The 21,566-nt window shown below is 68.8% G+C and carries 21 protein-coding genes and 4 pseudogenes; 11 read left to right on the top strand and 14 right to left on the bottom strand.

The annotated features are described in order from the left end of the window. Positions 1-197 precede the first annotated feature (197 nt). From ACFVDP_RS06855 to ACFVDP_RS06845, 3 genes are read right to left on the bottom strand one after another with little or no spacing between them, the layout of a single operon-like run. Positions 198-1,832 carry a bifunctional 3-(3-hydroxy-phenyl)propionate/3-hydroxycinnamic acid hydroxylase gene (locus tag ACFVDP_RS06855; RefSeq protein WP_383484532.1) on the bottom strand — a complete coding sequence of 545 codons (1,635 nt, stop codon included), beginning with the start codon at positions 1,830-1,832 and terminating at the stop codon, positions 198-200. Between the two features lie 4 nt (positions 1,833-1,836). Then, positions 1,837-2,763 (bottom strand): VOC family protein, encoded by a 927-nt coding sequence (locus ACFVDP_RS06850; protein ID WP_383484529.1) that lies wholly within the window; start codon positions 2,761-2,763, stop codon positions 1,837-1,839. A 30-nt stretch (positions 2,764-2,793) separates the two neighbouring features. Next, complete coding sequence (locus ACFVDP_RS06845) at positions 2,794-3,636, bottom strand: fumarylacetoacetate hydrolase family protein (RefSeq protein WP_383484526.1); 843 nt, start codon at positions 3,634-3,636, stop codon at positions 2,794-2,796. 246 nt (positions 3,637-3,882) lie between these two features. Here ACFVDP_RS06845 and ACFVDP_RS06840 point away from each other — a divergent pair, with 246 nt between their 5' ends. The 3 genes from ACFVDP_RS06840 to ACFVDP_RS06830 all read left to right on the top strand — a co-directional run bounded on the left by ACFVDP_RS06840 (position 3,883) and on the right by ACFVDP_RS06830 (position 7,297). Continuing rightward, positions 3,883-4,728 (top strand): FadR/GntR family transcriptional regulator, encoded by an 846-nt coding sequence (locus tag ACFVDP_RS06840; protein WP_383484522.1) that lies wholly within the window; start codon positions 3,883-3,885, stop codon positions 4,726-4,728. 128 nt (positions 4,729-4,856) lie between these two features. After that, the gene (locus ACFVDP_RS06835; protein WP_383484519.1) at positions 4,857-5,813 is read left to right on the top strand and encodes an alpha/beta hydrolase; all 957 of its coding nucleotides are present in this window, start codon (positions 4,857-4,859) and stop codon (positions 5,811-5,813) included. Further along, a complete protein-coding gene (locus ACFVDP_RS06830) occupies positions 5,810-7,297 on the top strand; it encodes a phytoene desaturase family protein (protein ID WP_383484516.1) in 1,488 nt (495 codons plus the stop codon). Before ACFVDP_RS06835 ends, ACFVDP_RS06830 begins: the two co-directional genes overlap by 4 nt. Positions 7,298-7,424: 127 nt before the next feature. On the opposite strand, the gene ACFVDP_RS06825 is transcribed toward ACFVDP_RS06830, so the two are convergent. Further along, the gene (locus ACFVDP_RS06825; protein WP_383484513.1) at positions 7,425-8,243 is read right to left on the bottom strand and encodes an IclR family transcriptional regulator; all 819 of its coding nucleotides are present in this window, start codon (positions 8,241-8,243) and stop codon (positions 7,425-7,427) included. 82 nt (positions 8,244-8,325) lie between these two features. Here ACFVDP_RS06825 and ACFVDP_RS06820 point away from each other — a divergent pair, with 82 nt between their 5' ends. Further along, positions 8,326-9,921, top strand: a complete 1,596-nt coding sequence (locus tag ACFVDP_RS06820) for an FAD-dependent monooxygenase (protein ID WP_383484509.1) — start codon at positions 8,326-8,328, stop codon at positions 9,919-9,921. An 11-nt stretch (positions 9,922-9,932) separates the two neighbouring features. Further along, positions 9,933-11,189 (top strand): nitrate/nitrite transporter, encoded by a 1,257-nt coding sequence (locus ACFVDP_RS06815; RefSeq protein ID WP_383484505.1) that lies wholly within the window; start codon positions 9,933-9,935, stop codon positions 11,187-11,189. A gap of 300 nt (positions 11,190-11,489) precedes the next feature. Here ACFVDP_RS06815 and ACFVDP_RS06810 read toward each other — a convergent pair whose 3' ends face one another. The 3 genes from ACFVDP_RS06810 to ACFVDP_RS06800 form a co-directional block, all read right to left on the bottom strand. Further along, positions 11,490-11,747: an HNH endonuclease family protein gene (locus ACFVDP_RS06810; RefSeq protein ID WP_383486009.1), complete on the bottom strand. Its 258-nt coding sequence runs from the start codon at positions 11,745-11,747 to the stop codon at positions 11,490-11,492. A gap of 42 nt (positions 11,748-11,789) precedes the next feature. Continuing rightward, positions 11,790-12,107, bottom strand: coding sequence for a hypothetical protein (locus ACFVDP_RS06805; RefSeq protein WP_383484502.1), 318 nt, complete (start codon positions 12,105-12,107; stop codon positions 11,790-11,792). A 156-nt stretch (positions 12,108-12,263) separates the two neighbouring features. Further along, positions 12,264-12,431: a hypothetical protein gene (locus ACFVDP_RS06800; RefSeq protein ID WP_383484499.1), complete on the bottom strand. Its 168-nt coding sequence runs from the start codon at positions 12,429-12,431 to the stop codon at positions 12,264-12,266. A gap of 167 nt (positions 12,432-12,598) precedes the next feature. On the opposite strand from ACFVDP_RS06800, the gene ACFVDP_RS06795 reads away from it, so the two are divergent. The 4 genes and pseudogenes from ACFVDP_RS06795 to ACFVDP_RS06780 form a co-directional block, all read left to right on the top strand. Beyond that, complete coding sequence (locus tag ACFVDP_RS06795) at positions 12,599-13,330, top strand: hypothetical protein (protein ID WP_383484496.1); 732 nt, start codon at positions 12,599-12,601, stop codon at positions 13,328-13,330. 291 nt (positions 13,331-13,621) lie between these two features. Next, positions 13,622-13,780, top strand: a pseudogene (locus ACFVDP_RS06790) (IS256 family transposase); the annotation flags it as partial. Beyond that, a complete protein-coding gene (locus ACFVDP_RS06785; RefSeq protein WP_383484493.1) occupies positions 13,777-14,244 on the top strand; it encodes a hypothetical protein in 468 nt (155 codons plus the stop codon). The pseudogene ACFVDP_RS06790 and the gene ACFVDP_RS06785, both read left to right, overlap by 4 nt. 48 nt (positions 14,245-14,292) lie before the next feature. Further along, positions 14,293-14,607: pseudogene (locus ACFVDP_RS06780) on the top strand (transposase family protein); the annotation flags it as partial. Positions 14,608-15,177: 570 nt separating this feature from the next. Here ACFVDP_RS06780 and ACFVDP_RS06775 read toward each other — a convergent pair. From ACFVDP_RS06775 to ACFVDP_RS06745, 7 genes and pseudogenes are all read right to left on the bottom strand, one after another. After that, positions 15,178-15,660 carry a hypothetical protein gene (locus ACFVDP_RS06775; RefSeq protein WP_383484490.1) on the bottom strand — a complete coding sequence of 161 codons (483 nt, stop codon included), beginning with the start codon at positions 15,658-15,660 and terminating at the stop codon, positions 15,178-15,180. Between the two features lie 4 nt (positions 15,661-15,664). Then, a complete protein-coding gene (locus tag ACFVDP_RS06770; RefSeq protein WP_383484487.1) occupies positions 15,665-16,240 on the bottom strand; it encodes a matrixin family metalloprotease in 576 nt (191 codons plus the stop codon). Positions 16,241-16,422: 182 nt separating this feature from the next. Continuing rightward, complete coding sequence (locus ACFVDP_RS06765; protein WP_383484484.1) at positions 16,423-16,611, bottom strand: hypothetical protein; 189 nt, start codon at positions 16,609-16,611, stop codon at positions 16,423-16,425. Between the two features lie 189 nt (positions 16,612-16,800). Continuing rightward, a complete protein-coding gene (locus ACFVDP_RS06760; protein ID WP_383484481.1) occupies positions 16,801-17,256 on the bottom strand; it encodes a hypothetical protein in 456 nt (151 codons plus the stop codon). Between the two features lie 217 nt (positions 17,257-17,473). After that, positions 17,474-18,313, bottom strand: a pseudogene (locus ACFVDP_RS06755) (IS5 family transposase); the annotation flags it as partial. A 225-nt stretch (positions 18,314-18,538) separates the two neighbouring features. Then, a pseudogene (locus ACFVDP_RS06750) lies at positions 18,539-19,304 on the bottom strand (IS5 family transposase). A 96-nt stretch (positions 19,305-19,400) separates the two neighbouring features. Then, complete coding sequence (locus ACFVDP_RS06745; protein WP_383484478.1) at positions 19,401-20,159, bottom strand: SMI1/KNR4 family protein; 759 nt, start codon at positions 20,157-20,159, stop codon at positions 19,401-19,403. 132 nt (positions 20,160-20,291) lie between these two features. On the opposite strand from ACFVDP_RS06745, the gene ACFVDP_RS06740 reads away from it, so the two are divergent. Both ACFVDP_RS06740 and ACFVDP_RS06735 read left to right on the top strand, forming a co-directional pair. Continuing rightward, complete coding sequence (locus tag ACFVDP_RS06740) at positions 20,292-20,978, top strand: DEAD/DEAH box helicase family protein (RefSeq protein ID WP_383484475.1); 687 nt, start codon at positions 20,292-20,294, stop codon at positions 20,976-20,978. A 30-nt stretch (positions 20,979-21,008) separates the two neighbouring features. Continuing rightward, positions 21,009-21,149 (top strand): hypothetical protein, encoded by a 141-nt coding sequence (locus ACFVDP_RS06735; RefSeq protein ID WP_383484472.1) that lies wholly within the window; start codon positions 21,009-21,011, stop codon positions 21,147-21,149. Positions 21,150-21,566: the final 417 nt, after the last annotated feature.

Below are 21,566 nucleotides of genomic sequence, written 5' to 3'. Positions count from 1 at the left end.
GGGCCGTGCGGCAGCGGCGGCAGGGCCCGGACGTCGGCCGGTGCTCTCGGCTCGTGGTGAACCGGGAGCGCAACGGCGGACGGACTGTGCGGTGGTCCGTGCGCCGCGGTCGTCAGCCCTGCGGCCGGCGGTTTCGAAAGCGTCGGTGAGGGGCGCGTGCCGCAGCCGAACGGTTTGCTTTCCGGGGCGCGTTGGGGCTACTGCTCGGCGGCGGCCGTGAGCGGCTCGGGCGAGAGGGAGCGGGTGGTGGAGCTCGCCGGGTGCTGTAGCTGTTTGCGCAACTGGCCGACCAGTTCGTGCAGTCCGGGCGCGTCGGAGGCCGCGCCGAAGAGGTAGAAGTCGGGCCGGATCATGGCGGCGACGTGCCCGTGCTCGCGCATGTGGGGCAGATAGCCGGCGGGGGAGTCCAGGTAGCCCTCGGGTGGGGGGCTGTCTGCGTACAGCGGTACGAGGGTGGCGCCGATGCCGGCGAGGAAGCCGCGGTCGGCGGCGTCCAGGGCGTCGAGCGGGTGCGTTCCGTCGGTCAGCAGGGTGAAGCCGCTGCCGGTGATGTCGTCCAGCAGGGCGGTGCGGCCCCGGTGGGTCACTTCGTACTGCGGGGTGAGGTGGCCGACGTTGCGGGCGCGGCGACCGTCCGGTGTCCGCTGGAGGACGCCGTCGCCGAGGACGGGTGGCGGAGTGGGCGGCAGTGCGTGCTGCGGGTCGGCGTCGGCTGCGATCATCCGCTGGTCGCGGGCTGCGGCGGCGTCGGGGTCGAGGACGCAGATGACCTCGCCGAGGGCCATGGACATGCCGATGGCGTGCTGGACGTGCTCGCTGCGCTCGGAGGTGTAGGTGTCGAGCAGCGCGGAGGCGGCCCGGCCGTCGAGGACGATGCCGAGTTTCCAAGCGAGGTTGATCGCGTCGCGCAGTCCGGAGCACATGCCCTGTCCGGCGAACGGCGGCATCTGATGGGCGGCGTCACCGGCGAGGATCAGCCGGCCCTCGCGCCAGCGGTCCACCCAGCGGGCCTGGAAGGTGTAGACGGTGTGCCGTTCGATCGTGGTGTTCTGCGGCGTGCGTCCCCACGGCTGCAGCAGATGCCAGGCCGTCTCCAGGGTGTTGAGGTCCTCGATGCTCTCGTGCGGCAGCCGCAAGAACTCCCAGCGGCGGCGGCCCGGGCCGCCGGAGACGATGGTGGTGGGGCGCTCGGGGTCGCACAGTTGCCAGTTCATCGGGGACCACTCGGCCGGCTCGTGCGGCTGGGTGTCGACGATCAGCCAGTCGTAGAAGAAGCCGAGGTCGGTGACCGTGGTGGCCATGGCCGAGCGGACGAAGCTGTTGGCCCCGTCGGCGCCGATGACGTAGTGGGCGCGGACCGTTTGGTCACCGTCGGCGCCGGTGGTGGTCAACTGGACGCAGTCGTCCTCGTGTTGAACGCCGGTGACCTCGCAGCCTCGGCGCACGGTGACGGTGGGCAGGCTCTCGGCGGCCCTGGCGAGGACGGCCTCGAGGTCGGGCTGGGAGAAGAAGCTGGCGGTGGGCCAGCCCGAGGGGCCGGTGCCGGACCAGTCGATGCGCACCAGCGCCTCGCCGGCGGCGTTGCGCCATTCGTAGTGGTCCGGCACCGGATCGGTGACCCGGTGTACTTCCTCCGCGAGGCCTGCGGTCTGGAAGATGCGGCCGATCTCATGGTCGAAGTGCACGGCGCGGGGCAGATCGTAGGGGCGGGGCCAGCGCTCCAGGGCGATGACGTCGTGACCGGCCCGGCCCAGCAGCAGGGCCAGGAGCTGGCCGACGGGGCCGAAGCCGACGATGGCGACGTCGTACGGCGTCGTAGGGTTCTTGGCCATGGCGCTACCTCGACTCGCTGTGGGCGCCGGTCATCAGCGCGGCGAGGTCCTCGGGTGCGAGAAACGAGGGCGGGGGCGGCGGGCCCCAGCTGAACAGGCCCTTGGCGCCTTCCAGCACCTCCGGCGTCCACAGCTGGTCGTCGACGATGCAGTCCATGTCGGAGTAGTACTCGCTGAAGTTGCCGGCTGGGTCTTTCAGGTACCAGAAGAAGTTCGAGCCGGCGTGGTGGCGGCCCAGGCCCCAGATGTGCCGCTCGGGATGGTCCTCAAGCATGGCGTGGGCGCCGCGGCCGACCTCGTCGATGTCGTCGACCTGCCAGGAGGAGTGGTGCAGGAAGGTGACGGGAGCGGCCAGGACCAGGATGTTGTGGTGGTCGGTGGAGCAGCGCAGGAACGCCCCGTGGTCCTTGATGTAGTCGGATGCCTTGAAGCCGAGTCCGTCGCGGAAGAACGCGGTGGTGGACTCGAAGTCGGTGGTGCCGACGACGGCGTGGCCCAGCTTGCGGGGGTGCACGCGGCCGGTGCGCAGAATGCCGGGGGCCCGGACGTCGGTGCGCTCGGCTCGGCCGGGGCCGTTGTAGCCGGTGGCCGCGACCTGGTTCTGGACCAGGCGGGGGGTGACCTCCAGAACGGCCCGCACGGCGGTGGCCCTGTCGTAGGCGGTCAGTGTCGTGGCATCGACGGAGGGCTCGGTGCCGAGCCGCCGCAGGCGGGCGGCGGCCGCGGCGAGATCGTCGGGGGTGTCGACACCGATGCGTACCTCCACCAGGCGGCGGCTCGGCGCATGGACGATGCGGAGCTGGCGTCCGGCGTCCTGGGTGGTGAACCAGCCGTCGCCGTCCGGTACGAGACCGAAGTCGGCGTAGTAGGCACACGTCTCGGCGATGTTGGGGACGCCCATGGTGATGGAGGTCAGACGGTGCAGTGCCATGGAGGACTCCTTTGTCCGTCGGGCCCGGGCTCAGGCGGTGAACGTCTGGCGGAGCTCGCCGATGCCTTCGACGGTGCTGACGAGTTCGTCCCCGGCCGCGAGGAAGCGCTGCGGGTTGCGGCCGAGGCCGACACCGGCCGGGGTGCCCGTGAAGATCACGTCGCCGGGCAGCAGGGGCAGCACCGCGGACAGCCGCGCGATGAGCGCGGGCACGGAGAAGATCAGGTCACGGGTGCGGCCCTTTTGGACCTCCTCCCCGTTGACCGTGCAGCGCAGTTCCAGGTCGTCGGGGTCGTCGAACTCGTCCGGGGTGACCAGCCACGGTCCGACGGGGGCGAAACCGGGGTAGGACTTGCCCAGGCTGAACTGCGGTGCGGGACCTGCCAGTTGAGATACGCGCTCGGAGATGTCCTGGCCCACCGCCAGGCCGGCGACGTGATCCCAGGCGTCGGCCTCGGCGACGCCCTCGGCACGGCGGCCGATGACCGCGACCAGTTCGACCTCCCAGTCGGTGTGGCCGCCGCCCGGCAGCTTCACCTCAGTGACCGGCCCGGTGATGCTGCTGGCGAACTTGGTGAAGACCGGGGGCAGTCCCTCGGGTGCCGCAAATCCGGATTCGGCGGCATGATCCCGGTAGTTGAGGCCGATCGCCAGGGTCTGCCGCGGCGCAGGGGCGGGGGAGCCCAGGTCGGCCGGGTCGAACGCCGCTCCGGCGGACAGGTCGGCGGCCGCGGCCCAGGTGCGGAAGACGTCCCACCGCTCGTAGACGGCCTGCGGGTCGGCGGAGAATCCGCCGTTGCTGGCCTGCTCCACATCGATGGCCTTGCCGTCGACGATCAGGGTCAGACGGCCGGAGAGATTCGCGATGCGCATGAGGTGACTCCGAGAACTGAGGGAACGAGGGGCGAGATCGTGCAGCGGGTCTCGCACGGCGGCCGTGCCGCCAGGCCTCACCAGCTGAGAGGACCAGAGGGTTCCGCCGCCCGCGGCGGGCGCCCCTTGCCCTCACCAGCAATTCAGCATGATGATTAACCTGATGTTGTGCTCAGGTGAGCCCGAGCGTCAAGACTTCACCGCAAAATAACCATGATGAATATGTTGATCACTGAGGAGCTGGTTGTGGCTGCCACCCCCGACGACGCGGCGCGAACAATCACCGAGACGCCGCGCAGGGACGCCGGCGACCGCGCCGAGCCGCGCCGGAGAGCTCCGGCAGCCACCGGCATGCACCGAGCCGGAAACCTGGGCGAGGGGAGCGGGCGTCAGTCGGCCTCGGGGCGGGCCGAGCAGGCCGCCGAGCGTGTCGCCGCACTCATCGAGACCGTGCCACCCGGCTCGCGCCTGGGCACCAAGGAAGAACTGCGCACCCTGTGCGAGGTATCCGTGGGGACCTTCAACGAGGCGCTGCGCCTGCTGCAGTCACGCGGGCTGGTCACCGTCAAACCGGGGCCCGGCGGCGGCTTGTTCAGCGCCGAGCAGACCCCCATGGTCCGCCTCGGCAACTCCGTCCTGGCCCTCGACACGCAACAGGGCGACGTCGCCGACGCCGTCCGCATCCGCGACACCCTGGACCCGCTGCTGATCGACGACGCCCTCTGGCATGCCTCGCCCGCCGACATCGCAGGACTGCACCAGCACGTCACCGCCATGGAAGAGGCGGCGCACGAGGACGACCCGGTCGCCTTCGTGCACGCCAACTGGCGCCTGCACGCCGCCATCGCCGCAATCAGCCCCAACACCCTGCTCGGCTCGCTCTACGTCGGCCTGCTCGACTTGATCGAGTCACACACACTGTCGGTCCTGCCGGCCGGCGACCAGCCGCTGGGCGAGTACATCGACCGCCGCTGCGCACTGCACCGCGACCTGGTCGACGCCCTCGACCGGCGTGACCGCGACGCAGCACTCCGCCTGATCCGTGAGCACAGCACCGCCCCGGCCGCGGGCGAGATGGACCAGCCGCTCTGAACGGGACTTCGGGTCCGGCCCTGCTGTCGTTGCCACTGGTTGAAAGTCACCGAGCATCCTCCCGTGACGCCCGGCAGCATGACGGATGCCGGGCGCAATGCCGCGCCCGACGGGAAAATGGAGGACGTGTGACGGACTACGACCTGCTGCGCGAGGAGCGCCTCGCCCGTGTTTCGGAGCAGCACCGGAAGATGATCGAGGGCTGGCCCAGCCTCGCCGAGATCGGCGTGGACGGCGTCCGCAAGCTGATCGAGGGCGGAAACCGCATGTTCCCGGTCGACCCGCAGGTCGCCACCCGCGACGTGGAGGTCGACGGCCCCGACGGCCCCGTCCCGGTACGGATCTACACACCTCCCCACGAGGAAGGCGAACGCCTTCCCGTGGTGGTCCACACACACTCCGGCGGATTCGTGGCGGGCGGCGGCCTCGACCAGTGGGACGGCCACAACTCCCTGCTGGCCCGGTCCGTTCCCGCGGTGGTCGTCCATCCCGACTTCCGGCTGCCGCCGGAGAACCGGTTCCCGGCCGGGATCGAGGACAACTGGGCGGTACTCAACTGGGTTGCCGAGGGCGGCGACCGCCAGGAGTGGGACGCCGGCCGCATCGCGATCGGCGGCGGCTGCACCGGCGGCAACATGGCAGCGGTGCTCTCACTGATGGCGAGGGATGCGGGGGGCCCCTCGCTGTCCCTTCAGTTTCTCGAATCATGGCCCTCGGACCTGCGGTGCGACACCCGCTCGCAGGAAGAGAACGCCGAGGGATACGGCCTGACGAAGGCGGACAATGCCTTCGTCGCCTCGCAGTACGTCCGGAGTCCGGAGGAGCGCTGGGACTGGCAGGCCTCGCCGCTGCTGGCCGAGACCGTACGGGACGTCGCCCCGGCCCTGATCACGGTGGGGGATTGGGACATCCTGCGCGACGAGGACGTGCAGTACGCCAACCGGCTGCGCGATGCCGGGGTCCCCGTCGAACTGCACGTCGATCCTGACCGCGGCCACGCCGGGGAGCCGGGCCCGCTCATCGAGCGCGTGGCCGCCTCCCTGCGGCAGGCGTTCGCGGCCGACGCGGCGACGGACGGCGGATGACCGAGGCGGACGCGGTCGTCCTGGGCGCCGGGCACAACGGCCTTACGCTGGCCACGGCGCTCGGGCGGGCCGGTCTGTCGGTCGTACTGCTCGAGTCGGAAGCCGAGCCCGGCGGGATGGCCCGCCCCGACCGGGCTCTGGGCGAGCGACACGTACACCACCCGCACGCGACGTTCCTCGGATACCACTCCGTGATGCCGCTGCGGGACGATCTCCGCCGTGCGGGCCTGCGCTGGGTGGTGCCCGAGGTGCAGCACGCGATCGTCTTCCCCGACGGCCGCCCGGGCATCGCCCTGCACCGTCGCGACCGCTCCTCGGCGACCTGGACATCCGTGGCGCGCTACTCACGCGCCGACGCGGATCTGCTCGTGGCGCTGATCGCCTGCGCCGCCACGCTCACCGGCCCCGTGACGGCCTCCATGACGACGGCGCCCTCGCACGCCATGGCCGGCCAGCATCTCGCGGCCATCAGGAAGACCTACGCCGGTCTGCCGGTGCTGGACCGCCTCGGTTCACGCAGCGTGATCCAACTCCTGTGCGAGTCGTTCGCCTCCCCCGAGGTACGCGCCTTCCTCATGCTGCTCGCGCACGAGTTGGGCGGGGACGTCACCGAGGCCGGGGGAGACGCCGGGTTCCTCGGGGTGACCTGCCGGCTGATCGCCGACCGCGCCGTGCCGGTCGGCGGTATGGGCGCGTTGGTAGCGGCCCATCGCACGCTCGCCCGGAACGCCGGCGTCGACATCCGCTGCGGGGCCGCAGCCGAACACATCGAGGTCGCGGACTGCGGCGCGGTGGCGGTGCGGCTGCCCGAAGACCGGGTGACAGCACGGAAGCTGGTGGCCTCCACCCTGCCGCGAGACAGCACACTCGCCCTGGCCGGAGCCGGCGCCACAAGTTCCGAGCCGCAGTGGCACCGCGGCGAAAACGATGTCGTGAAGCAGCATTTCGTCCTCCACGAGCCCCCGCGCTTCACCTCGGCGCGCGACGAACCCGACATCCAACGCGCCGTCCAGGTCTTCTTCGGCTGGGACACCCCCGAGGCGGTTGTCGATCGGGTGAGTGAACTCCATGCGGGGGCCCTGCCCCGTCCGGGAGGGGCGATCCTTCGTCCGTCACTGGCGGACGCAACGCAGTCCCGCGCGCCGCACCACCTGCTCGCCGTCGACTCGACCTTCCCGGCCGTGGCCTCGCTGGGCGACGCGGAGCGGGACGCGGTCCAAGACAGCTTCCCCGAGGCGACACTGCGACGCCTGTCGCACTACGCGCCCAACGTGAGCGCCGACTCCGTGTCGGCCTCGTTCATCGCTCCGCTGCGGCCGGCGACGCGACAGGTCGCGCTCGACCGGCTCGGCCCTGCGCACTACCGGGTACCGGGCATCGGGCGGCTGTATCTGGGCGGAGCGGACCGTCACCCCGGCGGCGGCGTGCACGGCGCCTGCGGCTGGAACGCAGCGCACGTCGCGCTGGCGGACATCGCAACGTAGACGATTCCGGTCCGAGCTCGTGCCCCACCCGTGTACCGCGCCGAGGATGTGGTTTGTCCCTGTGCAGTCCCGCTCGCGAGCCATCCGACTATCGCACCCCCTGCCTGTACGAGGTCGTCGGTGTCCGTCAGGAGTCGTCCTGAAGACGGGTTCTATCGAGTTCGCGCGAAACCCCGCGGGCGATGGCCACGACCGCCGGTTCGACACCGCGCGCGTCCGCCGAGCCGTCCGCCGCCACCACGGACAAGGCCGCCACCACACGGCCTCTGTGCATCACCGGGGCGGCCACTGACCAGGCCGGGGCCGGCTGCGTGCGTCGGTTGTGCGCCACACCGGACACACGGATCTCGCCGAGCCGCTCGCGCAGCACCTTGGATGACACCGGCTGGCCGGTGTCATCCTCGAGCTCGCGCCGCAGATACGCCTCGCAAAGAGCCGTGGGGGAGTGCGCCAGCAACACCAGCCCGATGCCGGTGGCATGGAGGGGCATCCGCCCCCCGACCCGGTAGTCCACCTCGGCCGCCTTCGTCGCGGAGAGCCGCTCGGTGAGCACGACCGCGTCCCCGTCACGTACACCGAGCAGGACGTGCTGGCCGGTGGCGCGGTGCAGGTCTTCCATGAACGGCAGCGCGGTGTGCCGCAGCCCATGTCCGCGCGGTGCCAGGGTGGCCAGTTCCAGCAGCCGCAGGCCGATCGCGTACTCACCGCTGTCGGCCTGCTCGAGGGCGCCGTGCCTGACCAGATTCTGTGAGATCCGGAACGCGGTGCTGATCGGGATGCCCGTTGCCGCACTCAGCTGCGTCAGCGTCAGGGACGGTCCGTTGTCGGAGAAGGTCTCCAGGATGCGGAAAGCCTTGTCCAGCAGCGGTTCGCCGACCGGAGGTCGACGGCCGCGCGGCTTGCGTGCATCGCCCCGGCCCGGTTCAGAGCCTGAAGCCGTTTCCACTCTTTGAAATTAGCACAGGTCATGTGGCCGGAACGCCCCCACGATGTCGGCATCCGACCAACAACGACGTGGGAGGGCAGCGGTGCCGAAACCGCCAGTCCATAACGAGCGGACCGAATGTGCCGCCGAGACCGTACCGGTCCTGATCGCGGGAGCGGGACCGTCCGGCCTCGCCCTCGCCCTCGAACTGTCGGCGCAGGGCGTTGCCGCGCTGCTCGTCGAGCCCCGCCGCACCATCGACACCGCCAGGCCACGCGCCAAGACCGTGTCGGCCCGGACGATGGAGCTGTTCCGGCGCTGGGGCGTCAGTCGCGCACTGCGCGAGGCCGCGCCCATACCGGCCCAGTGGTCGAGCCGCATCACGTTCTGCGAGTCGGTGCTGGGTCAGCAGATCGGGCACCTCGACGGCGCCTTCGCGCTCGACCTCACCGACTCCGAGCTTGTCGCCGAGGGCGGCCAGCAGATGCCCCAGCCCACCTTGGAGCGCGTCCTGCGCGAGAAGGTCGCCCGGGCCCCAGGAGTCGAACTACGGCTGGGCTCCCGGGTCGCCGGCGTCGTCGAGAAGGACGGCTTCGCCGAAGTGGCACTGGAAGACGACCAGGGCACCCGCGAGTACGTCCACGCCCAGTGGGTCGTCGGCGCGGACGGCGCCCGCAGCATCGTCCGCGAGGCGATGGGTGCCCACTACGACGGCGGCGCGGCCGGCCGGCAGAACGTCAACATCACCTTCCGCTGCCCGGGGCTCGCCGAGTCGATTCCGCACGTCCCCTCACTGCACTACTGGGTGCTCAACTACACCAGCCCGGGGGTCGTGGGGCCCCTGGATCTCGACGGCACCTGGTGGGCCATATCCACCGGCACCGAGCACGTCAGCGATGCCGCCGAGGCCCGCAGCATCGTGTGCGGACTGCTGGGCCAGGAGACCGACGTCGAGATCGTCGCGACCGACCCCTGGCAGGCCAGGATGCTGCTGGCCGACCGGTACCGCTCGGGCCGCCTCTTCGTCATCGGTGACGCGGCCCACCAGAACCCGCCCTGGGGTGGGCACGGCTTCAACACCGGCGTCGGCGATGCGGCCAATCTGGGCTGGAAACTGGGCGCCGTCCTTCGTGGCTGGGCCGACGAAAATCTGCTCGACAGCTACGCATCCGAGCGTCGCCCCATCGCACGGCGCACCTTGGACCTGGCCGAACGGAACATGCGCGCGGTCTCCACCGATCTCCTCGGTGACACCGCCGAAGAGATCATCAGCCGCAAACGCGACGAATTCCACAGCCTGGGCCTCGTCCTCGGCTACGGCTACACACCGGCCGCCGACGAGCAGGCACCGGAGCCGCATCTCTACGCACCACACACCCAGCCCGGCAACCGACTGCCGCACCGGCGACTGCCCGACGGCTCGTCCCTGTTCGACCAACTGAGCACCGGATTCACCGTCTTCGGAGCCGGCCAGGCCGCAGGCGCCCTGACCGAGGAGCTGAGCGCACGGGCCGTGCCGGTTCAGCAGGTCAGCGACCCCGCCGTGCTCACGCTGCTCGACCAGCCAGTAGTTCTCGTACGCCCCGACCAGCACATCGCCTGGGCCGGCCGCGACCCGGCCGACGTGTCCGCCGTCGCGACGCACGCGCTCCAGGGCTTCCAACCATCCGCACCCCGCCAGTGGGCCGACGCCTCATAGAAGGAGAGATCATGACCAGAGCCGCGGTCATCGATCCGTCACCGAAGCGAACCAGCGAGAACACCCTCGTCACCGTGATGTTCTTCGCGGCCGGGATCGTCTTCCTGGACCGGTTCGGAATTTCCTACCTCTTCCCCGACATCAAGAATGAACTCAACCTCAACAACAGCCAGTTGGCGCTGCTGATCAGTGTTACCGCCGTCACCTGGGCGATCTCCAGCATCGTCTTCTCGATCGTCTCCGACCGTATGGGCGGCCGCAAGAAGCCCATCATCATCACGAGTCTCGTGCTGTTCTCCCTGGCAGTGGGCCTGATCGGCCTGGCCCAGAACTTCACGACGATGGTCCTACTCCGTGCCCTGGTCGGCCTGTGCGAGGGCCCCGCCCTCCCGCTCATCCAGGCGGCCGTCGCCTCAGCCTCCTCGTCGCACCGCCGCGGCCGCAACCTCGGCATCGTCATCGCCGGCACAGGCATCATCGGCACCGCCCTCGGCCCCAGCATCATGATCGGGCTCGCCTCAGTGCTCGGCTGGCGCGGGGCATTCCCCTTGATGATCGTGCCCGGCCTCGTGATCGCCCTCCTCGTCTGGGTGTACTACCAGGAAACTCCGAACGGTCCGGAGCGTCGCGCTCCGCTCACGGCCCGGCAGGCGAGCCGACTCTTCACCGACCGCAACTTCCTCCTCTGCCTGTGCATCACGACCGTCTGTGTTTTCGTCGCCCTCGGCGCGTCCTCCTTCACGACTGTGCTCCTCAGCAGCCGCGGGTACGACTCCCAACTCATCACCGTGACGCTGACCGTCATCGGGATCATGGGGGCACTTGGCGCGGTGATCTCACCCGCACTCTCCGACCGAATCGGCCGCAGACCAGCCATCATCATCTCCACGTTCATGCTCGGCCTCTCCTTCGTGCTGATGGCCGTGTTCGCCGACAACTTCGCCCTCGTGATGGCCGCCTCGACTGCCTCGCTCCTCAGCGGCGCGCTCCCCATCGCCACCTACGTCGTGCCGGCCGAATCCCTCCCTCCCGAGGTCGCGGCCACCGGGATGGCCCTGCTGATCGCAATCGGCGAGACCGTGGGCGGATTCCTCGGACCGCAGATCGGCGGCGCCGTCGCCGACGCGACCGGAGACGTGCGCAACGCGATCCTGCTGTACGGCTTCGCGCCGCTCCTTGCCCTGATCGCCGCGCTGTTCCTGCGCGATACACAGCCGGTGCCACACCGGCAGCCCACGGTTGCCACCGCCGTCGCCGAGACCCTGTAAACGCGAGCCGGCACCCAGCTGGCCGTATATCGCGAGCGCTTCGCCGCCGCATGCGCGGCATGAACCTCTCATCGCAGATGGGCGGCGAGGCGCCCCTGAACCTGAACCCTGTACCCACCGTCCTCGCGAGCTCCGGACATGGCACCGTTCCGCAGCACGCTGCCCGGTAACGAGGAGGTCAGGCAGCCTGTAGGGCGTCAGGCGGTTGGCCAGGCAACCATGCTGATCGGACGCCTACCTGGCGAGGGTGATCTTCACGGGCTTGTTGGGGCACTGCGCGAGTTCGTCGTGCAACTCGGCTTACTCGGCCGGGTCGACGGTGAGTTGCCAGCGCATTTTGGTGGCGACCCAGTCGCTCACGTAGGTACAGCGGTCGCCCTCGAAGGGCAGTAGCCACTCGGCGACGTCCTTGTCGCCCTTGGACCGATTCGTCTTCGCGGACACAGCGATGAAAGAGGGGGCGTCGCCGAGGTCGTTGGTGTAGGCCTCGCGCTCCTTGGCCGTCCAGGTGCCGGCGCCGGAGTCCCACGCCTCGGCGAGGGGCACGAGGTGGTCGATGTCGAGCTTGCCCGCCTCGTCGAGGTCCCGGAGGACACCGTTCTACGCAGTCTCCGTCTGCCCTGCGACGAGCGCGGCGGGAAGCCGTCCGTGCAATACCGGTTCCATCGGGGGTGAACGGCGGAACTGCTCCTCGATCAGTGCAAGAGACTTGTAGTGGGCTGTGTCCTGGTCGGTCTCGATAGGGATTCCTGCGGTCTTGATGCCGGTGCTGATGAGTTCCGGGTGGGAACCGGAGACCTCGTGCGACCAGGTGTGCATGTACATGTGAAATCCGCAGGTGTAGTGCCCGTCGCGGAAGCAGGTGAAGACGGGTGGGGGGAGCTTGGGGTTCTCTGCCTCCCAGTACAGCTGGAACACTTCCGCTCCGCCGTCAGAGAGTCCGTCGGTGTATCCGGGACCCATCCTGCCAGGCCAGTTGTCCCCATACGCCACCGCGAAAGCCACGTCCCCGGACTGCCCGTACCGCACGGCAATGCTGTCGCAGACCCCCCGCTCGCGGTCACGCCGCCCGAGTTACTCCTCCGCTTCCGTGGCCGTGTGCTCGCCCAGCAAGTCTGGTGCAGCGCCCGCCGCGAGGCGTGTGACCAGTTGCTCGGGGGACAGGCCGCGGGCGAAGGTGAGGCAGTAGCCGAGCCAGGACAGCTCGGCACGGGCGACCCACGCGATGCCGTCATCGTTCATGATCTTCCTTCGGCTAAGGCCGGGGGCGCCGCGACTGGCGTCGCCCCCGGCACGGGAACTGGCCGGTGGTTACCGGATGTCGCACCCGTCGGGGAGACCGTCACCATGTCTCAAGACTGAGCTCCTGGCCCCATAAGATCCATCCCATCCGATCAGGGGAGGGAATCATGGGAAACGGCACGAGACACAGAAGCAGGGCCATCACGCTCGCCGCGGCGGTATGCGTGCTGGCCGGGGCGAGCGGGTGTGGGGGAGGCGCACCGGCCGCGTCCGAGCACACCACTGCGGCCGCACCGTCGAAGCCCGCCGAGCCGTCGAAGAAGGTTGCACCCGCGCGCGTTCTGACACAACGGGAGCTGAAGGCGGCCGCGCTGCCCGAGAGTTCCGCCATCGTCGGGCAGCCGAACGCCATACGTGCCGGGGCCGCCACTCCAGCGGACTGCACTCCGGTCCTCGCGGCCGGGCAGGGCCAGAGCCAGAGGATGCCCAGGGGCGTGGTGCAAGGGACGGTCTCGCCAGGGAAAAATGTGGCGGGGCAGGTCTTTCTCACCGCGTACTCCGCCGAGGACGCCGGGCGGGCCCTGGACGACCTGCGTGCCGCGCTGCGCACCTGCCATGCCTTTCCGACCCTGCTGGAGGGCGGGAAGTGGAGCAACGTACGTGCGGCGGAGGGACTCGGCGAAGGCGACCAGGAGGTGGCGTTCCGGGCGAAGATGATTCCGGTCCCGGACACGCCCGCGCTGGCGACCGAAGTGCGGGTCATCCGGGTGGGCGCGACGCTCGTCACGTTCGCCACCAATGACATGAGCGGCACCCACGACGAGGTGCGCGTCCCGCGTGACCTCGTGCACCGTCAGGTGGCCGCGCTGCAGAAGGTGTCAGCCGCCCCTGCCGCTTAGGGCCTGTCTCCCAGATCCCTCCTGCCTCGCGACGCCTGGCATGCGCCCTCACCCTCGAACCGGCTTCGCACGGCTCGGGAGGGAGGTGCCGCCTTCGCCGCACCGGGTACCGGGCCGAGTACGTGCAGTACGAGGCCTTGCACCCGGCACGACGAGAGCACGCTTCCCATCGATGCGGTGAGCAGGAGGATGACCGGATGTACAACCTGCCCCCCCCGGCTTCAGGGGCGTCAACTCGGCCGCAGTGTGGCCGCGCTCATCCCGCAGTCCGGCACCGAGGTGTCGGCCGCCGGCCAGGCCGCGGCCGCGCTCGCGATGGTGTTCAAGCTAGTCGAGTCCGCTCAGGCGCGATGGCGCGCGATCACCGGAGCCCACCTGGTGTCCTTGGTTCGTGCCGGCGCGCGGTTCGAGAACGGCGTCCTGGTCGAGCGCGAGGAGGAGGCCGCGTGAATATCGACGACATCCCGCAGGACCCGGACGAACACGTCCGCTTCACGGCCTACCTCAACCAGCTCCAACAGGTCGGCGACGCAGACGAAGTCGACCTGGTCAGCCTCGTTCTCAGTGATCCGGACGAGACGATGGCCCAGTCCGCCGTGCTGCGGCACCTGGACCGTCGAGCCACCGACCTCCACACCGGTCCCGCCTACGAAGGATGGGCGCAGGCGATGGCCCAGGCCACGATCGGCCGTCCTTTCCTGGCTCAGCGCTTGCGGGAGTGGTCGCTCTTCCGCGCCTTCACTCTCAAGCTGCCCTGGCAGCCGGACGACCTGCTCACGTCCTCCAACTGGCTCCAGCTCAAGACTGCCGCGGGGACAAACATCGAGGCCACTGAGGTCCTCGCCGGAGCCGGCCGCACCAAGCGGATCCGCAACACCGCCCGGGCCAACCTGAAACCCCACAGCGGGAGCTGAGTCAGCTCACCCACCACTCTTGACTATTGCTCGGCTGAACTTGCGCTCTTCGGCAAGTTGGTTGCCTCGGTGCGACGCGAGCAGGCTTCGGATCAGAGGCGCGCCCGACCCTGGAGCCTCCCGCTGGAGGACCGTGTCCTGTTGGTGACGACGTACTGGCGGACGAACTTGACGTTGCACCAGATCGCCCCGCTGTTCGGCGTCCCCAAGGCGACGGCTGACCGAATCATGAATCACCTCGGTCCGTTGCTGGCGATCCGACAACGGAGGCAGTTCCGCAAGGACACTGTGCTCATCGTCGACGGCACCCTGGTGCCCACCCGCGACCACACGGTGGCCAAGCAGTCGAAGAGCTATCGCTATGGGATTATCCCGCGCATGAGGAGACAGACATCGGGGCGGCCCGCGTGCATCGCGTTACTGGCCGCCATCTCGGTCGTGCTGATGTGCGGCTGCCAGGCGAGCGCACCACGTCCGGCAACAGCCGCATCTCGGGGCGCCACCGTTCAGAGCGCGACCCAGCGGTTCCAGGAAGCGCTCGACCACTACACCGCGAATGGCTGCCCCTCGTCCAAGCCGGACACCTGCTGGGACCAGATGCAGGCCCTCATCGGACCGGTCCGCCAACTGCGCAAGGCGATGCAGGCAGACACCGCCGCGCCGGCCGGTAGGTGGGACGACGCGTACGCCCTCATCGGCAAGATGGAAGCCGGAGTCTCTGCAGGAAGAGACCGCGGCGATCTCGAGTACGGCGACGGCGACGATCCGGACGTGGTCCTGCCGCCCTCGAATCGGCCTGCCGTCTTCGGATCCGCGCGCAAGCTCTCGAACTGGCTCCAGGAACACCCCGCTTCTTGAGCGGGTGCCGCAGATGCGACCGAGCCTGAACGACGCCTCAACTCCCGTCTCTCACACTCGATGTGACACGGCTTCTCACTCACTCGCGCGCTGAGAGGGTGCGTGGGCGGCAGCCTGATGCCAGGTGTCGACGGCTCGGTTGGTGGCGGGTTGTGGGGTGGTTTCGGTGACCTGGCCGTGGATGTCGCGGAGATCGTGGAAGGTGAAGGTGGCGAATACGTAGGCGTGCCCGTTCACGAGTTTGGCGCTGCCGTTTTGCAGGGCGACATCGAGGGCACCATGCAGGGTGCCCTTGTGCGGTGTGCTCACCCGTACCCGGTAGATGTCCCAGTCGATGTCGTTGATCTGCCGGGTGTCTTCGTCGTCGAGGACGGTGGCGGTGAAGACGTCGTCGGCAATCCGGGACACCTCGTCGGCGTTGTCGGGATCATAGGTCGTCAGTGCCTCCGGAGGGGAGGAGGCAGCCGTCCACTGCTGGTGTCCCCACCAGCCGGCGCCTGTGAGCGTGGCGGTCAGGGCGAGCGTGCTGGCGAGGACGGTGAGTCTGGTGCGGGTCATCCGTTCATCCCCACAGCTTGTGGTAGTTGGCGCGGTCTTTGGAGGTGGGCTGGGCGTTGGTTGGGACGTCGTCGATTTCCTTGGCCATCAGCGTGGGATACCAGTCCGGGTTCTTGTGGCAGAAACCGAGTGCGTGGCCGAGTTCGTGTGCGGCGACCATCCGCCGGTACATGTCGTCCCCGTAGCGCTTTCCGCGGTCGAGATAAGCGCGGTTGAGGTAGAGGGTGTCGGCGCCCGGGTGCGGGGCGTACTGGCCCAGAACTCCCTTGAAGTTGTCGCGGGTGCTGTTGACGCCCTGCCATTGAAGGTCGGCGATTGAGCTGGCGTTGTCGGGCCTGAACTTCACCTGGGACAGTCCATGCGTACTCCATGCCTTGTGCGCGTGCCGGTAGGCGTCGTTGAACTTGGTCTCGTCCTCCCAGCGCACCTCCCGGCCGTCGACGGCTGAACGGCCCCGGGAGTCCTTCGCCCCGCCCACACACTTGGCGGCGGCCGCCGCCGTTGATGTGGTCGGAGGCTGGGGCAGAGCGAGCAGAGCAGCCGCCACGACAGCGGCGCTCCAGGCGAGTTCGGTCGGCATGAATCTCCCAGACACTTGAGGCGGAGGACAGGGGAAGCGTGGAGGGTGCCCTCGATCGGGCGAGCGCCTACGGCGCGCAGGGGGTTCCTTCGGCGGCGGATGACCGTGCTGTCCGGGCGTTCCCGGCTCGTTGCAGGGACGTGCGGTTCCCGCTGCGGCCCCTGCCCGGGCGGCCGGAGCCGCTAGTCGCGTGACGGCACGCGGGCGGCGAGGTTGGCCAGCAGCCAGCGGGCCGTTTCATGGTCCGGGGCGCTGCCGTTGACGACTGCGCCCCGGACCGTCACGATCTCCTGTGCTTCTTCAAGGGACAGCAGGGGCAGCAGCGGGGGGAGCGGGGCGTCGGCGAGGGGGAGGCCGTCGATGTCGGTCACGCCGGTGCAACTGATGGCTTCACGCGGAGGTCACGGTCTCGCACTCTGCGCCGGGTCCGAGCTGAGCGTGCTGGGCGAGCCGTCCCCGAGTTGACGCCTGCTCGGCAGGCAGCGGGACTCGGGCTCCGGCTGGCTGACCGTGTGCCTGGACTCGCCAACATGGGCGACGCGAGGCGAGGGGCTGGACCATCACGCCGCCGGTTTCCGTGTGGTCCGAGCGCAGAGGAGGCCGACGCCGGGGGTGAGACGGAGGCAGGCCGCCGGCAGCTGGCTGGACGGGGTCGCCTGGTCGGCGGGCTGGTCCAGTTGCTGCTGGCGGCGCCGCTGCTCGTTGCGGTGGTCTTCGACTCGCTGGGTGAATTTCTTCAGCGCCTCCTCCTCTTGGTCGGGCCCGTATTCGCTGTACGGGCCGATGCCGAGCCGGACGACGTTGGCTTCCTCCTTGATGGCGTCGGCCGTTTGCTGGCGGAAGTAGCTGCGCTCGCGGGCAAAGCTGATCCCGGTTACGGACACGCTCTGCCAGGTGAACTCTTTGCCTGTATCGAGGGCCGCGATCGTGGTCGTGGATGCGGAGCCGATCATGATGAGTGTCTGCAGGCGGTTGTGGATGCTGCGATACCGGAGGCTGGCCTCATACCGTTCCACCAGCGACGCCGCCTCCTCCCTGTAGACGCTGCGCTGCAACTTCAGGGATGACGGATAGGCCGCGTTCATGATCCTTTCGGTCAGGTTCAAGAGCGCCATCTCGTCTTCGAGCTTCCCGGCTGGCTTCGTCTTGCGCCGTCGGACATCGATCACAACGCCTGCCGTACACACTCCGCTTACTGAGTGTTTGGTCCGTGGCTTGGTGTTTGGTCCCGGGCCAGGTTCCGCGCCAGTTGGGCGTGGCTTCGTGGGTGAGGCAGCGGGCCATGAGGTCGATCATCGCGAGGTGGATCATGGCTTCGGAGCGGTGCGGGTGGTGCTCGTAGTCGCGGGCGAGGCGGCAGTGGTGCATGAGCCAGCCGATGCTGCCTTCGATGGTCCAGCGCCGCGGAATGACCTTGAATCCCTTGACTCCGGGGGCGCGTTGGACGGGATGGACGTCGATGCCGAGGCCGGCGCCGTGGTCGATGGCGGTGGTGCGGTAGCCGGCGTCCACCCAGGCCTTCGTAATGCGCGGGTGGGCGGCGGCGATGCGGGACAGCAGCGTCACCCCGGCCGCGTTGTCGGACACGCTCGCCGCGGTGACCAGCACGGTCAGCAGCAGGCCGAGGGTGTTGCAGCCCAGGTGGCGCTTGCGTCCGATGATCCGCTTCCCGGCGTCGGTGCCCTGCCCGGCCTTCGGCACGTTCGCCGAGGTCTCGATGGTCTGGGAGTCCAGCACGCAGGCCGACGGCTCGGCGTCGCGGCCCTCGCGCTCGCGGACCAGGCGTCGCTGCACGCCGGTGAGCTGAGCGAAGACGCCGTCGTGCTGCCAGTGGGCGAAGTAGCCGTAGACGGTGTTCCAGGGCGGGAAGTCGTGGGGCAGGTAGCGCCAGGCGATGCCGGTGCGGTCCACGTACAGGATCGCGTTCAGGATCCGGCGCAGGTCGTGCTCGGGCGGGCGGCCGATGTCGAGGGCGGGCCGGCGCCGCTCGTTCCGCCAGGCGGTGAGCACGGGTTCGATCAGTTCCCAGCGTTGGTCGGACAGGTCGCTGGGGTACCTGTCGTGCGGGGCCATGTTGCAGAAATACCGCGAGGGGCGCGGCCCGGCCAGGGGTCATCTGGTGCAGGGGCCGGGCGAGTTGGGAGGAGATGGGGGAGGCCGGGATGAAACAGTTCTCTCTCATCTCTGTTCGGCCTCCTCTCCTCGTCCGCCCCTCCCGTCTCACGCCCTTGCCACCATAAAACCCGGGCAGGACGCCACGAAACAGCACTAAACTATCAGTTAGAGCTCGTAACACGATCATGATCTGACCTTCTTGAGGCGCCTCCAGCAGATGAGGCTGCAGCCCAACGAGACGAACGCATGGTGGAGTTCGAGGCGTCGTTCCCATCGGATGGCAAGGCGCTTGAACTGGTGGAGCCGAGCGAAGGTCTGCTCCACGACGTAGCGGAGCTTGCCCAGGCCCTTGATGTTCGGGGCGCCCTTGGGGGGAGATCACGGCAAGGATCCTGCGGTGCCGTAGCTGGCGGCGTACGGCCTTGGAGTCGTACGCCTTGTCGCCCAGGACAGACTCGGGTCGCTGTCGTGGGCGGCCGGGCCGTCCGGCGACGGGCGGGATGCCGTCGACCAGGTCGAGGGTCTGGGTGATGTCGTTGACGTTGGCGGTGGTGGTGATGACGTGGAGCGGGGTGCCCTTGCCGTCGCAGATCAGGTGGTGTTGCTGCCTGTCTTCCGCCGGTCGACCGGCGACGGGCCTGTCGCGGCTCCCCCTTTATTTCGCGCGGACGTGAGAGTCGTCCACGCACGCGCGGGACCAGTCGATTTCGCCGGCCGCGTTCAGCTCGGCGAGCAGGAGCCGGTGCAATTTCTCGAAAACACCGGCCTGCTGCCAACGATCCAGGCGCCGCCAGCAGGTCTGTCCGGAGCCGAAGCCCAGCTCCAAGGGCAGAAGTTGCCAGGCTATGTCGTTGGAGAGGACATAGAGGATGCCCTGCAGACAGAGCCTGTCCGCCACTGGCCGCGGCCCCGGTGACCGGGCGGGCCAGGGCGGCAGCAGCGGTTCCATCAGCGCCCACAGCGCGTTGTCCACGATCCACGGTCGTGTGCTCACGCCACCACGAACGGCCCTGACGCCAGACTCGCCACGCCCGACCAGTACATTTCAGAAGGGCAGAGGCTCAGAGCTCATTGAGTCGGTGTATCCCAGGGACCACGGTCCGGGGATGGTCGCGCAGATCGCATCCAGATCGGCACGGGTGCGGCCCCGAGCATGGAGCCAGCTGTGGACGCCCAGGCCGTCTTGCCGCAGCAGCTTGCCCTGCGCGGAGAACCAACGCACGGGAGAGTCCTCCGGTCCCGTCCACATCGGGTAGTCCGGCAGTGGAACGTGCTGAAAATGCTCCGGCACCTTCCCGAGCAGGTCAGCAGGCAGCTCGCACGCGTTATACAGACGTCCCTCATCGCCGAACAGCGCCTCGCTCAGTACGAGTTCGACGCAGGCCAGGGACACTCGGTCCATGAACGGCACCCAACCGTGCTGTGTCTGAACGAGTACCGGCGGATCTTCCTGGTCAAGGTCGGCAAGGCGCACACCCCACACGGCACATCCCTGGTTCTCGCTTCGGAACACGAGGACACCGCCGCACTCGTCGTGCACGAACATCTCGTGCGGCAGCAGCAGGGGGTCCTGGTTACTGACCAGATCGGGCCGGGTCCCTGCGAGTGCATAGAACTCATGCAGCGCGGCCGGCAGCGAACAGCCGAACGTCGCCGCGGCCCGCGCCAGCTCTGCCGTAAGAGAACCGCCGTCGACCAACGGCTCGCCCCAAGCTGCAGCAAAGCTGCGGATGAACGCCCAGGCCCGGTCCCGTTTGCAGACCCCGCCATCCAGAGCCTGGGCCACGTCGAAGCTGCCACTCATACCACGAACATACTGGAAGCCCATGCCCCAACATCACGAAGTCCTGAGGCTGCCGCCCAAGATCGTGTTATGACCTCTAAAGAGGTACGGAAACGTGGGACACGGAACGCGATGGGCCGATAGCTTCTATGCGTGAGCATCGACGCGTCCCCAGAGGGCTCCTCAGAAGGGGCTGGCTTCTGGCAGACGAACGCTGCCCATCTGCCTGCGGATTTCGCGGCGTTCCACGGCATGCGCCGTACGGCCTTCGAGCGGTACGCGGATAGCGTGCTCACCGCCGCTGACGAGCTGTACGCCAACGCGTACGAGGCTCATCGGTGGGCTACGCAGGAGCGCCGTGCAGTCTTCTGGCACGGGACGGGCTCTGGCAAGACGCACAGCTTCGTCAACGCATGGCTGGCCTCCGGGCGCCGGCTCCTCGGTGGCCGCGCCGATGTCGTTGCTCGAGCGCGCGAACTGCTGGTGGTCCGCGACGAAGCGCACCTATACCGGCCGCTCAGCAGAGAAGAGCGCGCCTGGCTGCGTGAGCGCCGTCAGGAGACCGCGGGCCCCTCACTGAGCTTCACAGCGGTTGGTGCTGCGACCGCGCTGTGGGCTTCGGCTGAGTCTCTTGCGCAGTCCCGCCACATTGACATCCCACAGTCTCCAGACGATAACTCCCAGCGCCCCATCAGCGATCCCCCTCCGCTTGCAATGATCTGCGGCATTCGCGGGTTGACCGTTCCCGTTGTCCCACGAGCGCCCGGTCAGGGCGTTTCCCCGCCGGCAGTCATGTCCGGGGGCGGCGAAAGGGCGGCGTCGATGGGGATCGCTGCCTGAGCCCGCCCTTCATTCTGAGGGAGCTGGAACGTGGAGAGCCCAATCTGGGCCGTGCTGGTCGTTGCCGAGGGGCTGGCGTTGCTCCTGCTGGTCCTGACCCGCTTGGCTGGTGATGCGGAAGGACTCGTGCGCGCGCTGCAGAAGCTGTACGACACCTGGCGGCGCCGGTAAGTGGGGCCCGGCGGGTGGCATGGCCGCCCGCCGGACGCTCTCTCAAGCGAGGCTGAACCGCCGGCCCTTTCTGCGCCGGTAGACCGGCCGGCCTCACGCCGCTTGTGGGCTACTGGGCACCTTGCCGTCAGCTCTTGCGCAGCAGACCTCCCTGCCGAAAAGGCTGTACCAGGAAGCCTTGCCCTGGCTGAATGAGCTGCGCTTCCGCGTCACCGACTGCAAGGGACAGGTTGCTGTCCTTGCGTAACCTCCGCTTGCAGCGAAGACCTTGGCGGACGAGATTCGTACTTGCCGCCCTGAACGAGGCAGGGGCTCTCAGAGACGAAGTGTTCACCGAGGCCAAGAACGCCGCGATGGCACGGAAGTAGCTGAGTAGGTGTTTTTGATCCTGCATCAGGCCTTGGTCAGGGACTGCCA

This window comes from Streptomyces sp. NPDC057694, from assembly GCF_042799415.1.
GTDB lineage: Bacteria > Actinomycetota > Actinomycetes > Streptomycetales > Streptomycetaceae > Streptomyces.
The sequence above is the reverse complement of the archived record's forward strand: the minus strand, read 5'-3'. Positions and strand labels throughout refer to the sequence as shown.